Source organism: Enterovibrio qingdaonensis (assembly GCF_028683135.1).
GTDB lineage: Bacteria > Pseudomonadota > Gammaproteobacteria > Enterobacterales > Vibrionaceae > Enterovibrio > Enterovibrio qingdaonensis.
In genome coordinates this window covers 71,697-87,014 of record NZ_JAJUBB010000013.1, presented here as the reverse complement: position 1 = coordinate 87,014, position 15,318 = coordinate 71,697, and the positions used below count along the sequence as shown (strand labels likewise).

Here is a 15,318-nt window from a genome sequence, read left to right as displayed (position 1 = left end):
CCCGCTAATTGCAGAAATATAAGCAAATAAAATGTCATCAAATTATCAAGATCAAACCACGTGGGATACCTTCAAAAAGCTTTGGCCGTATATCACGGACTACAAGTTAGGTTTGGTAGTTGCCATCATCGCGTTGGTTATTAATGCTGCCAGCGACACACTTATGCTTTCCATGATCAAACCTTTGCTCGACGAAGGTTTCACTTATGACAGTGTGGACAGTGACTTTCTGAAATGGATGCCTCTCTACCTTGTTCTTCTCATGGCGGTACGCGGTATATCCAGTTTTGTGTCTGCCTACGGCTTGTCTTGGGTATCTGGCAAGGTGGTTATGGTTATGCGTCGCCGCATGTTCAATCACTTCATGCAAATGCCGGTTAGCTTCTTTGATAAAGAGTCATCGGGTGCCTTGCTATCGCGTATCACTTACGATTCAGAGCAAGTTGCTAACGCGACCAGCGGCGCACTTGTTAGTTTGGTGCGTGAAGGTGCATCGATCATCGGCTTGATGGCGTTGATGTTTTACTACAGCTGGGAGCTTTCAGCGATCCTGCTGGTGATTGCGCCAATCGTAGCGATTGCGATTCGCGTGGTTTCAAAGCGTTTCCGTAAAATATCGTCAAACATGCAAGAAGCGATGGGGTCTGTTACCACCTCGGCTGAACAAATGCTAAAAGGCCACAAGGTTGTTCTGAGTTTCGGCGGTCAAGACGTAGAGAAAAAGCGTTTTGAAAGCGTCAGCAACAGTATGCGTCAACAGACCATGAAGTTGGTTTCTGCGCAGGCTATTGCGAACCCAGTGATTCAGTTGATTGCATCATTTGCGCTTGTTGTTGTGCTTATGCTGGCAAATACCGATGCAATTCGTAGCGAACTGACTGCCGGTACGTTTGCTGTTGTCTTTGGTGCGATGTTTGGTCTTATGCGCCCGTTAAAAGCACTAACTAACGTTACCTCCCAGTTCCAACGCGGTATGGCTGCATGTAATAGCCTGTTCGAACTGATGGAAATGGAAACCGAAAAAGATAACGGTCAGAAAACGATTGAGCGCGTTAAAGGCGACATTCAAATTAACGACGTTGTGTTTACCTACCCAACAAAAGACTCGCCAGCACTGAACAAAGTGAGCTTCGATTTGCCTGCGGGTCAAACACTGGCACTGGTTGGCCGCTCTGGTTCTGGTAAGAGTACGATTGCGAACCTGCTGACACGTTTCTATGACATCGACAGTGGTGCAATTACCATTGATGGCACCAAGATTGAAGATTACACCCTGAGCAACCTGCGTACTCACGTCGCGATTGTTTCTCAGAACGTTCATTTGTTTAACGACACAATCGCCAATAACATTGCTTATGCGGCGACAGAAGATTACAGCCGTGAGCAAATTGAGCGTGCTGCGGAATTGGCATTTGCTGCTGATTTCATCCGTGGTATGGAAAACGGTTTTGATACGGTGATTGGTGAGAACGGTGTAAGCCTGTCTGGCGGTCAGCGTCAACGCATCGCGATTGCTCGCGCTTTGTTACGTGATGCGCCAGTACTTATCCTTGATGAGGCGACATCAGCACTTGATACTGAATCAGAGCGTGCGATTCAGGCTGCACTGGATGAGCTGCAAAAAGACCGCACCGTGCTGGTGATCGCACACCGCTTGTCTACCATCGAAAAAGCGGATCAGATCTTGGTTGTTGATGAAGGTGAGATTGTCGAACGCGGTGATCACGCCAGCTTGATGGCCAATGACGGCGCGTACGCTCAGCTATATCGTATCCAATTTGGAGAGTAAGCATTGGCGGGTTTGATTGAAAAAATCTGGTTTGAAAACCACCCGCTAGGCATCGTCGGTGCGCCACTATTGTGGCCACTTAGCAAAGTGTTTGGCGCGATTGCTCGTAAACGTCGTCAGGCATTTTTGGATGGCAAAGGTGAAGCCTATCGTGCGCCTGTTCCGGTGATTGTTGTTGGAAACATCACCGTGGGCGGCAACGGTAAAACACCGGTTGTGATTTGGCTGGTGGAACAGCTTAAGGCGAAAGGGTTAAAACCTGGCGTTGTGTCTCGTGGCTATGGTGGCAAAGCGGATTCATACCCTTTTGTCCTTGATGATACGACCAGCACGGAAACGGCAGGGGATGAGCCGGTACTGATATATCAGCGAACCGGTGTGCCTGTTGCCATTTCACCCATCCGCAGTGATGCGGTCAAAGCGTTACTTCCATTAGGCGTTGATATCGTCATTACTGATGACGGCTTACAACACTATAAACTCGATCGCGACATTGAGTTTGTCATTGTGGATGGTGAGCGCCGTTTCGGTAATGCGCATTACATGCCTTTTGGGCCACTACGTGAACAACCCGAGCGTTTGAAGAGCGTGGATTTTATCGTCTGTAATGGTGGCGAAGCCCAACGTGGTGAATTGCCTATGAGCCTGAAACCCAGCGAGCTGGTGAACATCAAAACTGGCGAGAAAGTGGCAGCAGACTCATTAAACAATACAGTCGCAATGGCGGGCATTGGTAACCCACAACGTTTCTTTAATACGTTAGAGAGCTTGGGCGTCAAACCTGTGCACTGCGAGCCATTTGCCGATCATAAAGCCTTTGAGTTTGAACAATTGAATGCGCTGGCGAAACAAGGCGAACATTTGCTGATGACAGAAAAAGACGCCGTAAAGTGTCGTCGCTTTGTTCAGCAAAACCAGAATATCGAGAATTGGTGGTATCTGCCGGTTGATGCGCGCTTTAGCGAAGAGGCGGCTACCCAAATGATAAATACAATTTTGAAAGTGAAGGATGGATATGGATCACCGACTGCTTGAAATCGTTGCTTGCCCTGCATGTAAGGGAAAACTGAACTACAACAAAGAAAACAACGAACTAGTCTGTAAATTCGACCGTTTGGCCTATCCGATTCGCGAAGGCATTCCAGTAATGCTGACCACGGAAGCGCGTGAGATGTCATCTGACGAGGTTAATCAATAATGAAATTCACGGTAGTGATCCCGGCGCGTTATGCGTCGAGTCGATTGCCAGCAAAACCCTTGGTTGATATTGGTGGTAAGCCAATGATCCAATGGGTTTACGAACAATCTCTGAAATCTGGTGCAGATAAAGTCATTATCGCGACCGACGATCAGCGTATCGTTGACGCAGCGACTGCCTTTGGCGGTGAAGTGTGTCTGACGAGTGCGGATCACCAGTCGGGCACGGAGCGTTTGGCTGAGGTCGTTGAAAAGTACAATCTGGCTGCAGATGAAATCATTGTAAATGTGCAGGGCGACGAGCCACTGATTCCACCAAGCGTGATCCGTCAAGTCGCGGAAAACCTCGCGAAGTCTCAAGCACCGATGTCTACGCTTGCCGTAAACATTGATCATGCCGATGAGGTGTTTAACCCAAATGCGGTGAAAGTCGTTACCGACAAAGACGGTTATGCGCTGTACTTCAGCCGTGCGACGATTCCTTGGGATCGTGATAACTTCGCGAAAGCACCTGCAGAAATTCACCACAACCTAAAACGCCACATTGGTATTTACGGTTACCGTGCGGGCTTTATCAATACTTACATTAATTGGGCACCTAGCCCGATTGAGCATATTGAATGCCTAGAGCAACTTCGTGTGCTTTGGTACGGTGAGAAGATCCATGTTGATGTGGCGATCGAAGCACCGCCAGCAGGCGTAGATACGCCTGAAGACTTAGAGGTCGTGCGCCGTATTGTGGCAAACCAGTAAAAATCTTAATAAAAAAGCTGCCTATGGCAGCTTTTTTTGTGTCGAATATAACCTTAATTATTCTTTACGGCTTCAGGAGAAGTAACGGGGTCGCCCTGAAACTGCGCTTCTTGCTGCGCAACTTTGTCGCGCATGCGCTGCCAAAGCTGTCCTAGGCGCTCATGCCAGTATTTTTCAAACTGCTCGAGGTATTGCGCGCGAGGCGAATATTTAATCCAAGGCTGTTTGATTTCTTTCTGTGCGATGAAATTGGTAGGAGCAGGGACCGGATCGAGGCCCGCTGAGTCAAACTCATACAATGCACGGTCCATATGGCTTGCTGACGTCACCAACACCAAATTACTGGTCCCAACGACAGACGCCGCTTGGTAGGCTTCTTCCCAGGTATCCTTTGCTGTCTCAAGCAGCAAAATGTTGTTTTGGTTTACGCCCATTGCCATTGCAACACGTGCCAACATGCGCGCATGGCTGACTTCATAGCCTCCATCGTAACCTGACAGAATGAGTTTGGATGTAGGGTACATAAAATGAATTCGAATGCCCTCTACTAAACGCATCAATGCGGTCCGAGAAAGCTCAGAAGTGGGCGGTATTTCGTCATCTACCACATGACCATGACCGAGAACCATTACGTAATCGACAGGTTCATCAGTGGGCAGGAAGCGTGTGTGGTTGCGCTCCAATGGCATTAGCAATGAAGATGTGAATGGCTGAAAAGACACCAATCCAATTAACAATAGTGAAACAAATACAAAGAACGAACCGAAGCCTTTTCGCTGCGTAAACCAGATAAGGAACAGGCCAAAAAATCCAATAAGCAGTAGCGCAGGAAGGGGCATCAGTAAAGTTGATATAAGTTTTTTTAGTTCAAACATGAAATGTCGCCCGAAATATAGTCAAACAGGGGTCAATACGTGCATCAAGCCTTTATTAACGGCAGGCTTATGCCAAAATGTACCCCTTAGCAGATTATGATAACGAAGGCGCTGTGACAGGGGATAGAAATTTCGACGACATTGCCCACAAATTTGTTAAAAACATTTACGGCTCGGGCAAAGGAGAAATCCGCCAAGCCGTTGTTTGGCAAGATCTCGAATCAATATTGAAACAACTGGGTGAATCTACTCCGTTAGACATTTTGGATGCTGGCGGTGGTCTTGCACAGCTATCACAACAGATAGCGCATCGCGGCCACAAAGTTACCTTGTGTGATCTTTCTTCACAGATGCTCGCACTGGCTGAAAAAGATATCGATGAAGCAGGCCTTCTGGCGCAATATCGCTTCGTCCATGCGCCAGTGCAGGAAATCGCACAACATATGGAAAGACAGACCGATCTTGTTCTGTTCCATGCTGTGATGGAATGGTTGGCCGATCCAAAAGAAGCACTGGATGTCGTACTGTCACAGGTCAAGCCGGGTGGCATTGTCTCTGTGATGTTCTATAACCAAAATGGTCTTCTTTTTAAGAACCTGATTTGTGGCAATCTCACTCATATAGAAGAAGGGATGCCGCACAGAAAACGTTTTAAACTTCAACCACAAAAAGGCCTTCAACCTGAAGATGTCTATCAGTGGATTGAAGACGCTGGATTTAACATTTTAGGGAAAAGTGGTGTCCGCACGTTCCATGACTACATGAAAGACACGAGAACGGGTGAGTACACCTTTGAACAGGTCGTGGCGATGGAGCAAAAACTCTGCCGTCAGGAACCTTTTATTTCGTTAGGTCGCTACATTCACGTGTACGCACAAAAGCCTCTCGAGTTATAACGATAATACCCAAACAACCTGAATACGAGCATCATCAGGTCGTTTGGGTATATAAAACAACAAGGAAAACGGATGAGCGAATTCTCTCAGACTGTTCCTGAGTTGGTAGGTTGGGTGAAACAAAACGACTTTTCTCTCAATTTGCCACCGGAACGGCTGGCATTCCTTCTCGCCGTTGCCGTATTGAGCAGCGAGCGTTTCGAGGAGGAGCTTGGAGAAGGAGAGCTGATTGATGCATTTCGCATTGTCAGCGATCAGTTCGGGCAAGCCAGCGAAACCATCGCATTCCGAGCAAACAATGCAATCAACGAATTAGTGCGAAGCCGCCTGATGAGTCGTTTCACGAGTGAAATGACCGACGGTGCAAGTATCTATCGTCTTACGCCGTTAGCACTGGGTATCAGTGATTATTACGCGCGTCATCGCGAATACAGCTCATTAAAGCTGTCCATTCAGTTGTCTATGGTTGCGGATGAAATCGATAAAGCTCTGTCAGCAGCATCAGAAGATGGTGATGCGGACTTTTGGCGCAAAAACGTTTACGGCGTTCTGAAATATTCAGTGGCCGAAATTTTCGATCGTATCGATTTGAACCAGCGCACGATGGACGAGCAACAGCAGAAAGTGAAAGAAGACATCGCTGCGCTGTTGAATCAGGACTGGCAAGCCGCGATTGCAAACTGTGAGCACCTGCTGAATGAAACATCGAGCACTCTGCGTGAGCTGCAAGATACATTGCAATCGGCAGGTGATCAGCTTCAGACGCAGCTTCTGAACATTCAAGAGCAGGTGCTTGGTCGTGATGACCTCGAGTTTGTCGATGCCATGATTTACAACCTGCAAATGAAGCTAGACCGCATTGTGAACTGGGGACAACAAGCCATCGATCTTTGGATTGGCTATGACCGCCACGTTCATAAATTTATTCGTAATGCCATCGACATGGACAAGAACCGCGCGTTCAGCCAGCGCCTTCGCCAGTCGGTGACAGAATATTTCGATAACCCATGGTTCCTGACTTTTGCTGATGCAGAGCGTTTGCGCGATTTGCGTGACGAAGCGTTGGTTCTTCGCGATGACGAAGTGACCGGTGAAATGCCTGCGGAAGTCGAGTTTGAAGAACTGACACTGGTTAACGATCAATTGAGCGACCAAATTGCTGACATGCTGTCTCGTCATAGAGCAACAGGCGAGGGCATCGATTTGGGCGTCGTACTGAAAAACTATTTGGCTCAACACCCACACGCTCGTCATTTCGATCTGGCGCGAATTGTCATCAACCAAGCGGTTCGTCTTGGTTACTCGCAATCTGATATGCAAGCAATTCAACCAGACTGGCAGGCAATTAACGAATACGGAGCCAAGGTACAAGCGAATGTCATCGATAAATATTGAAGAATTTATGCCGGAGGAACTGGCAAAAGCGATTGCTAATCCGCTTTTCCCGGCTTTAGATAGTGCGCTGCGTGCTGGCCGCCATATCGCCAGCGAAGATTTAGATAATCATGCGTATCTGATTGAGTTTGAAACCGGATTGCAGCATTTCTACCAACGCTATAACGCTGAGTTGGTGCGTGCACCGGAAGGTTTTTTCTATCTGCGTCCTCGTTCAACGTCTTTGATTGGACGTAGCGTGTTGTCTGAGTTGGATATGTTGGTGGGTAAGGTGCTGTGTTTCCTGTATCTGAGCCCAGAACGTCTTGCTCAAGAAGGCATTTTCACCACCCAAGAGCTGTTCGATGAACTGCTTTCTTTGGCTGATGAAAAGAAACTCATGAAATTGGTGACGCTACGTGCGAGCGGCTCTGATCTTGATCGTGAAAAACTTCACGACAAAGTGAAAACATCATTACGTCGTCTTCGCCGTTTGGGCATGATTGTGCCGATCGGTGAAAACGGAAAATTCCGTGTCAGCGAAGCAACCTTCCGCTTCGGTGCTGATGTGCGTGCTGGTGACGACATGCGCGAAGCGCAATTGCGTCTGATCCGTGACGGTGAAGCCGTGATCCATACGCAAGAGCACGCGCAATCTAGCTTGCTTCGTGATGAGCATGACGAAGAACGTGATGAAGATGATCAGGAGGTTCAAGCATGAGCATGATCCAACGCGGTAAATACCAATCGCTGACCATGGTCAACTGGAACGGCTTCTTTGCACGTACTTTTGACATCGACAATTTGGTTACAACGCTATCAGGCGGTAACGGTGCAGGTAAATCTACAACCATGGCGGCGTTTATTACCGCTCTGATCCCTGACCAAAGCCTTCTGCATTTCCGCAATACTACCGAGGCGGGGAGTTCAACCGCATCACGTGATAAAGGCCTGCACGGTAAGTTGAAACCGGGTGCATGTTATGCAGCTCTGGATGTCATCAACTCACGTAACCAACGCATTCTATTTGGTGTGCGCCTTCAGCAAGTGGCAGGTCGCGACAAGAAAGTAGATATCAAGCCGTTTATCATTCAAGGCTTGCCTTCGAATGCCAAGGTCACTGATATTTTGATTGAAAGCGTGTCTGAAAATCAGGTGCGTGTTCGTCAATTGAATGAAGTCAAAGACTCACTAAGTCAGTACGAGACAGCGCATTTTAAAGCGTTTACGTCCGTGACTGATTACCATGCACAAATGTTTGAGTTCGGTGCATTACCGAAAAAACTGCGTAACTCGACCGACCGCTCGAAGTTCTATCGTTTGATTGAAGCATCGCTTTACGGTGGTATCTCAAGTGCGATTACCAAGTCGCTTCGCGATTACCTGCTGCCGCAAAACGGCGGGGTGAAGAAAGCTTTCCAAGACATGGAAGTGGCACTTCGCGAAAACCGCATGACGTTGGAAGCGATCAAGCTGACTCAACGTGACCGTGATTTGTTCAAACACTTGATCACTGAATCGACCAACTATGTTGCGTCGGACTACATGCGCCATGCAAATGAACGTCGCAACAAGCTTGAGCAGGCAATGAAGCGCCGTGGTGACTTGCTGGGTGCGCGTCGGCAGCTTGATGACTTCCAAGGCACATTTGGTCGCATGACCGACGAGCTGGATGCATTGACGGAAAGCCAGTCGCATTTAGAGTTGGACCATCAGGCAGCATCTGATCACCTGCAATTGGTGCAAACTGCTGTACGCCAACAAGAGAAAGTCGAGCGCTACCAGGAAGATCTGGAAGAGCTGGCTGTTCGTCTAGAAGAGCAGATGATGGTTGTGGAAGAAGCAACCGAACAGCTCGCCATGGCGGAAGAGCAAGCGCATCTCAGTGAAGAAGAAGTTGATAGCCTGAAAACACAGTTGGCAGATTATCAACAAGCACTGGATATGCAGCAAACCCGCGCGTTGCAATACCAACAAGCGGTTAAAGCCTTAGAAAAAGCACAATCACTGACTGCAAACGACGAGCTGACACAAGACAACGCGACAGATTTGCTGTCTTCGTTGAAAGCCGACGAAGAGCGTCAGACTTCTGAGCTTTTGAGCCTGAAACATAAGTTGGATTTGTCTTCAGCGGCAGCAAAGCAATTTGATCGTGGCTTGGAGCTAGTGCGCAGTGTAGTGGGTCAGGTTGAACGTGGCGATGCAGCAGCAAAAGCACGCGATGCAATTTCAAAAGGCCGCGAGTTTGCGTCTCTGGCCGCGAATGCTGACCAACTTGCAGCGCAACGTCGCGACCTCGAACGTCAGATGCGTAGTTTCCAACAGGCGAAGACCCTGTCGGAGCAATATCAGCGTCAATTCTCGACGTCAGTTGTCACTGAAGACGCGGTAGAAATTGAATTTGCGCGTCAGCAAGAGCGATTGGAAACTGCAGAAGAGTCTGTTGGCGAGCAATCAGAGAAAACACGTGAACTGCAACGCAATGAAAACGAATTCGTTGCCAAAATTGCAGAGTTTGAAAAGGTTGCACCAGCATGGATTGCGGCACAGGCATCGTTAGAGAAATTATCAGAGCAATCTGGTGAAGAACTTTACGATAACCAAGCGGTGCTCGACACTATGCAGAAAGTCATGGCGAAAGAGCGTGAAACGCTTGATACCCGTGACAAATTGGCGACTGAGAAACAGGCTCTGGAAGCAGAGATTGAGCGTCTTGCACAACCTGGCGGTAGTGATGATGCGCGTTTGCAATCTCTGGCCGATACCCTTGGTGGTACGCTGCTATCAGAAATTTACGATGACATCACCATGCATGATGCGCCGTATTTCTCAGCACTATATGGTCCTGCGCGTCACGCCATCGTTGTACCTGACCTGAAAGGTATTAAAGAGAAACTGGTTGATATCGAAGATTGCCCAGAAGACCTTTATATCATCGAAGGCGAAGCCGAAGGTTTTGATGATAGCGTATTTGATGCTGACGAGATGGAAGGTGCCGTTTGCGTTCACCTGAACGATCGTCAATTGCGTTACTCACGCTTCCCGAAAGTACCGTTGTTTGGCCGAGCTGCGCGTGAGCATCGTCTGGAAGTTCTGCGTGAAAAACGTGAAGAGTTGGTCGAAAACTACGCAAAGGCATCATTTGATGCGCAGAAATTGCAGCGTTTGAGCCAAAGCTTTAACCAGTTCGTGTCTAACCACATGAGTGTTGCTTTTAACGAAGATCCAGAGGCAGCTCTGAAAGATCTGCGTGAGAAACGCGGCAGTGTTCAACGTCAGCTTGTTCAACTTCGTGATAACGAGCAGCAAATCCGTAGACAGTTGACGGGCGCGAAAGAAGCCATTGCGCAGTTGAATAAACTTCAACACGTGGTGAGTGCGCTAGAAGACGAGACACTGGAATCGCGTTTAGAAGAAGTGGAAAGCCGTCTGTCTCAAGCTGATGAGGCTCGCCATTTTACGCGCGAACACGGTAAAGCATTGGCTGAGTTAGAAAATTTGGTTTCTACCTTGGATGCTGACCCAGAGCAATTCGATGCCCTGAATGAAGCATACCAGCAAGCAGATTTGTCACTGCAAACGCTGAAGAAGACGCTGTTTGCGCTGTCTGATCTGGTTGAGCGTCGTCACCACTTTGGTTATGAAGACGCGCTGGCTCTATTGGATAAGAGCAGCGAGCTGAATGAACAGTTGAAGGCGAAGTTGGTAGATGCTGAGCGTGCACGTACGCGTTCGCGTGAGCACGTGAAACAGGTTCGTGATCAAGTAAACCAATACAACCAGCTATTGGCATCGCTAAAAAGCTCCCACCAAGCGAAACAGGAAACTGTTGCGGAATTCAAACGTGAATTGGTGGAGTTGGGTGTTCGTGCCGATGTTGAAGCAGAAGAGCGTGCACGTATTCGACGTGATGAACTAAACGCGCAATTATCTCAATCACGCTCACGTAAGAGTGAGCTTGAAAAGGGTCTGACTTCGATTGAACTAGAGATGAAATCTCTGGTGAAAACGCTGAAAAAAGCGGGTAAAGAATACACAGATCTGCGTACTTTCGTGGTGAACGCAAAAGCAGGCTGGGTTGGCGTACTGAAGATTGCTCGCACCAGCAATGTTGAGAAGCAACTGAATCGTCGTGAAATGGCGTACATGTCTGCTGACGAACTGCGTTCTCTGTCAGATAAATCATTGGGTGCGCTGCGCCTAGCGGTTGCTGATAACGAAACACTACGCGATGCGCTGCGAGCGTCAGAAGATATGGCGCGTCCAGAGCGTAAAGTTCTGTTCTACGTTGCGGTATACCAGCATCTGCGTGAGCGTATTCGCCATGACATCATTCGCACTGACGATCCGGTTGAAGCGATTGAAGAGATGGAAGTGGAGCTAGGTCGTCTGACCGAAGAGCTGACGCAACGTGAGAAGCGTCTAGCAATCAGTTCTGAATCGGTGGCAAACATCATTCGTAAGACCATTCAGCGTGAACAAAATCGTATCCGTTTGCTGAACCAAGGCCTGTCTAACATTGCCTTCGGTCAGGTTCAAGGTGTTCGCCTAAACGTCTCTATTCGCGAAACGCACGCTCAACTGTTGGCGGGTCTTGCCGAGAATGCTGAGCAGCATCAGGATCTCTTTGGTAATAACCGACTGACATTTTCTGAAGCAATGGCGAAATTGTTCCAGCGTTTGAATCCGCATATCGACATGGGTCAGCGTTCACCGCAGGTTCTGGGTGAAGAGCTATTGGATTACCGCAATTATCTTGAGCTGGGTATCGAAGTTAACCGTGGAACTGATGGTTGGTTACGCGCAGAGTCGGGTGCGTTGTCTACCGGTGAAGCGATTGGTACGGGTCAAGCTATTCTCCTGATGGTTGTACAAAGTTGGGAAGAAGAGTCTCGTCGCCTACGTGGTAAAGATGTGATTCCGTGTCGTTTGCTGTTCCTTGATGAGGCAGCGCGTCTGGATGCGAAATCTATCTCGACCTTGTTTGAGCTTTGTCATCGTCTAGATATGCAGCTTCTTATTGCCGCGCCTGAAAATATCAGCCCTGAGCAGGGAACAACCTATAAACTTGTACGTAAGATCTTTAACGATAAAGAGCACGTACATGTGGTTGGTCTACGTGGATTTGGCGAAGTTGCAAAGGTAACGACGCCAGTACAAGAAGCGTTGGAGATTGCGCAGTAGCGCATGATTAATGCGTGAAAAGCCAGAATGAAACTGGCTTTTTATCTTGTGCTTCAAAACAAAAAGCCCTTACGTTACATACGTAAGGGCTTTTTTCGTTTAAAGCATCAGGCTATTTTGAACATGCCAATTTGTTCTGTGAGCTGTTTAGCTTGTTCGTTAATACTTGTCGCCGTGCTGTCTGTGCTGTGCGTTTTATCGGACACTAGCTGTGACGAGTTCGCGATGTTGTTTACATTAGACGATATTTCTTCTGTGACAGATGATTGTTGACCTGCGGCAGTCGCAATTTGCGTATTCATATCGTTAATTTCTGTCATCATATTGGCAATTTGATCCAGCATTTCGTTGTTCTTATTGCAGTTATCAACACTGCTGGCAACAAATTTATTGGCACCAGATATACCATTAACGACCTTATTGGTTTCTGACTGCAATGATTCAACCTTCGCTCGAATCTCTTCTGTCGATGTTTGAGTTCGAATCGCAAGCGAACGCACTTCATCGGCAACAACGGCGAAGCCCCGGCCTTGCTCACCTGCGCGAGCCGCTTCAATTGCTGCGTTTAGAGCGAGCAAATTAGTTTGTTCCGCAATCCCTTGGATAACATCCAATACTGACCCGATTGAATTACTCTCGGCAGAGAGTTGCTGCATTGAATTGGTTGCATCGCCCATTTTTGTAGAGAGTTCTGCTATTTCTGAAACCAAACGTTGGCCAACTTCGGCACTCTGGCGGACAGAAAGTACGACATTCTCCGAAGACTGAGAGGCACTGTTTGCATACTGAGCAACTTCGGATATCGAGGCATTCATTTCTGTCGCGGCAGCAGCGACTTGGCTTGAGTTTGATGCCTGCATGTCAACTTCACTGCGCATAGACTCAATATTGTTCTGGATTTCATTAGATGCATTACCTAACGCTTTCACCGTGGTGTCAGCACCTTTGATGACGAGAAGAAAATCATCAAGCATCGAGTTCATGGATGTAGAAAGTGCGGTGATTTCATCTTTGCCTTTAACTTCGAGGCGGAGCGTTAAATCATGCGTGCTTGCAATGCGGGAGATTTTGTCCGTGAGCTTAGAGATGGGTTTACTGATGCTGCCCGCAATTAGCCAAGCCATCAGTATAGATATGGTGATCAATGCAGCCCCGATAACCACGGAAAAAGTAGACAATGTATTTTCTAATAAAGTGACCTCAGCCATTGCCTCTTGTTTGTCAATTTCTGTTACCAAGGCCCACTGTTTACCCAAAATGTTGACGTATTTATAGGCTGCAAACACTTCAGAGCCAACGTGATTAATCACGGTACCAAATCCTGCATCTCCGCCAAGGGCGGCATTTACATGGACTGATTTGACAGGTTGCTGTCCCGCTGATGATTCAGTCATTTCTATCCGATCAATCAGTTCTTTGCTGATACCTGACTTTCTTAAACTGTCGATGTAGGCAGCTTTGTTTTCGACCAGCTGTCGACTTTGGGAGCGCATTAAATTATCTGGACCGATGAGGAATGATTCCCCTGTATCGCCTAAACCGTCCGCTTTCCAATTTCCGCCGTACGTCATGATCGCATTGATGTTATCAATGGGCATTTGAAAAACAAGGACACCGATATTGGTTCCGTTTTTGACAACAGGCGTAGCGATAAACGAAGCAGGGCTATCATACGATGGGTAGTACGGGGAGAAATCTATAAAAGAGAATTCGCCTTTTGCTAGATTTTTTGCCCCTTGGAATGCTTCCGCTAACCCACTGTCCTTGTAAGGGCCAGTCGCCAAGTTAGTCGCGTAATCTAACTCTTTAAATACCGAGTAAACAATGTTACCCGCGTTATCGACTAAGAAGATATCGTAGTATCCAAACGATTCGAGAAACGTACGGTAATTAGGATGGAAAACTTCATGAATTTCGCTGTAAGTGGTCCCATCATTCGCTTTATCCAACAGGTGTTTGTTCCCTAGCGAATTTTCGTTAACCCCGATATAAGCTTCTTGCAGCAGTTTTCCATTTAGCCCAATACTTTCGAGTGTATCTAGCGCATTCGCATCCTTGGCATTGGTTTCTTCGAAAGTGGCACCGAACTCATTGGTATAGTAGTCGCGCAGTTTTTCAGCCTGATTTGGCGTGGGAGTAGCTTCTGTTTTGACGCTTTGAAAACTCTTAGAAAACTGTAGCATCGCATCCTCCGTCATGGTGGAGTTTGCGAGGTTCGTCAATTGCTTGCTGATCCCATCAAAATAATGCTCAATCTCGGATTTTTTCACTTCACGAACTGAGAGCAATTGGTTCTGCACTTGTTTTTCGAGTGCATTACTCGATGTGTTAGTTGCAGTAACCGTTAACAATGCTGCAGTGGCAATGACTGCAAATGCACTCATGCCAACAAAGGCGGCTTTAATTTTTGTGGAAATTTTCATGTTAGTCCGCTCCAAATATGTTGCATCTGTTGCATAAATAACATACTAAGTGTAGGTGGTTTTCTGCGTTAAGTGTCTAGAAGTCTTCAGATTTGCGCCTGACGCGTATAACTCTATGAAAAGGCGTGTTTTTTAAATTTTAGCTATATATAACAGTTAGATAATAGCTAGTGTTAATAGGTAAAAGTTGGGCTACTGGCACTCAGGCATCCAATGCAAGTTTATTTTCTTGAGGAATAAAGGTGTGAAGGGTGTATTAATGGCTAGGCATTAAGTTAGTATTTATTAATGCCTAGCGAATAGGAGGTTTCTTGTAACAAACTAGAATTAAATCGATTTTTCCAAAATCGCTACCGAATAATACTGCTCAAATTTATAGCCAGCTTCCGACAGAATCCCCACCTGTTTAAAACCAAATTTTTCATGCAGCTTAAGTGATGCAGGGTTGGGCAGCGTAATAACAGAATAAACTCTGTGAATCTCAGACCCAGATATCTCTGCCAATAGAGCCTGCATGAGCTGAGTTCCTGCACCTTTAGATGCATACTCATGATGTAGGTAAATCGTAAGCTCTGAACTTATCCGGTAGGCTAATTTCTCTCGAAATTCGTTATTGTAAGCAAAACCGATCACGCTTCCTTGTTCATCCTCTTTTACTAGGACGTGGTATATATCGTTGTTGTGATTGATTTTATCAAACCATGTTTGCCGTTGCTCGATTGACCATTCATCATAATCAAACGTTATTGATGTATTAGTAATGTAGTGGTTGTAGATCGCGTTGATCGCAGCTAAATCCAACTGTGTTGCTTTTCGTACTGTCATCC

At 47.1% G+C, this 15,318-nt stretch carries 11 protein-coding genes; 8 read left to right on the top strand and 3 right to left on the bottom strand.

Translation table 11 applies throughout. From position 1 onward, the window contains the following. The first annotated feature begins 31 nt into the window (after positions 1 to 31). The 4 genes from msbA to kdsB are packed head-to-tail and all read left to right on the top strand — an operon-like array spanning position 32 to position 3,739. Entirely contained in the window at positions 32 to 1,789 is a 1,758-nt protein-coding gene (gene msbA, locus LRP49_RS16900) for a lipid A ABC transporter ATP-binding protein/permease MsbA (protein ID WP_274143486.1), read from the top strand. 3 nt (positions 1,790 to 1,792) lie between these two features. Continuing rightward, positions 1,793 to 2,824 (top strand): tetraacyldisaccharide 4'-kinase, encoded by a 1,032-nt coding sequence (gene lpxK, locus LRP49_RS16895; protein ID WP_274143485.1) that lies wholly within the window; start codon positions 1,793 to 1,795, stop codon positions 2,822 to 2,824. Next, positions 2,805 to 2,987 carry a Trm112 family protein gene (locus LRP49_RS16890; protein ID WP_067415103.1) on the top strand — a complete coding sequence of 61 codons (183 nt, stop codon included), beginning with the start codon at positions 2,805 to 2,807 and terminating at the stop codon, positions 2,985 to 2,987. The genes lpxK and LRP49_RS16890 overlap by 20 nt, the downstream gene beginning before the upstream one ends. Then, positions 2,987 to 3,739 carry a 3-deoxy-manno-octulosonate cytidylyltransferase gene (kdsB, locus tag LRP49_RS16885; protein WP_274143484.1) on the top strand — a complete coding sequence of 251 codons (753 nt, stop codon included), beginning with the start codon at positions 2,987 to 2,989 and terminating at the stop codon, positions 3,737 to 3,739. Before LRP49_RS16890 ends, kdsB begins: the two co-directional genes overlap by 1 nt. A gap of 53 nt (positions 3,740 to 3,792) precedes the next feature. Here the strand turns inward: kdsB and elyC are convergent, their stop codons facing one another. Then, positions 3,793 to 4,614 (bottom strand): envelope biogenesis factor ElyC, encoded by an 822-nt coding sequence (gene elyC / locus LRP49_RS16880; protein ID WP_274143483.1) that lies wholly within the window; start codon positions 4,612 to 4,614, stop codon positions 3,793 to 3,795. Between the two features lie 113 nt (positions 4,615 to 4,727). Between elyC and cmoM the strand changes: the two genes are divergently transcribed. From cmoM to mukB, 4 genes are all read left to right on the top strand, one after another. Further along, positions 4,728 to 5,510 (top strand): tRNA uridine 5-oxyacetic acid(34) methyltransferase CmoM, encoded by a 783-nt coding sequence (cmoM, locus tag LRP49_RS16875; protein ID WP_274143482.1) that lies wholly within the window; start codon positions 4,728 to 4,730, stop codon positions 5,508 to 5,510. Between the two features lie 72 nt (positions 5,511 to 5,582). After that, positions 5,583 to 6,905 (top strand): chromosome partition protein MukF, encoded by a 1,323-nt coding sequence (gene mukF / locus LRP49_RS16870; protein ID WP_274143481.1) that lies wholly within the window; start codon positions 5,583 to 5,585, stop codon positions 6,903 to 6,905. After that, the gene (mukE, locus tag LRP49_RS16865; RefSeq protein ID WP_274143480.1) at positions 6,886 to 7,605 is read left to right on the top strand and encodes a chromosome partition protein MukE; all 720 of its coding nucleotides are present in this window, start codon (positions 6,886 to 6,888) and stop codon (positions 7,603 to 7,605) included. The genes mukF and mukE overlap by 20 nt, the downstream gene beginning before the upstream one ends. A 2-nt stretch (positions 7,606 to 7,607) precedes the next feature. Beyond that, the gene (gene mukB / locus LRP49_RS16860; protein ID WP_274143529.1) at positions 7,608 to 12,068 is read left to right on the top strand and encodes a chromosome partition protein MukB; all 4,461 of its coding nucleotides are present in this window, start codon (positions 7,608 to 7,610) and stop codon (positions 12,066 to 12,068) included. Between the two features lie 107 nt (positions 12,069 to 12,175). Here the strand turns inward: mukB and LRP49_RS16855 are convergent, their stop codons facing one another. Both LRP49_RS16855 and LRP49_RS16850 read right to left on the bottom strand, forming a co-directional pair. Further along, on the bottom strand, positions 12,176 to 14,491 hold the full coding sequence (locus LRP49_RS16855) for a methyl-accepting chemotaxis protein (RefSeq protein WP_274143479.1): 2,316 nt from the start codon (positions 14,489 to 14,491) through the stop codon (positions 12,176 to 12,178). A gap of 327 nt (positions 14,492 to 14,818) precedes the next feature. Continuing rightward, positions 14,819 to 15,316 (bottom strand): GNAT family N-acetyltransferase, encoded by a 498-nt coding sequence (locus LRP49_RS16850; protein ID WP_274143478.1) that lies wholly within the window; start codon positions 15,314 to 15,316, stop codon positions 14,819 to 14,821. Positions 15,317 to 15,318 lie beyond the last annotated feature (2 nt).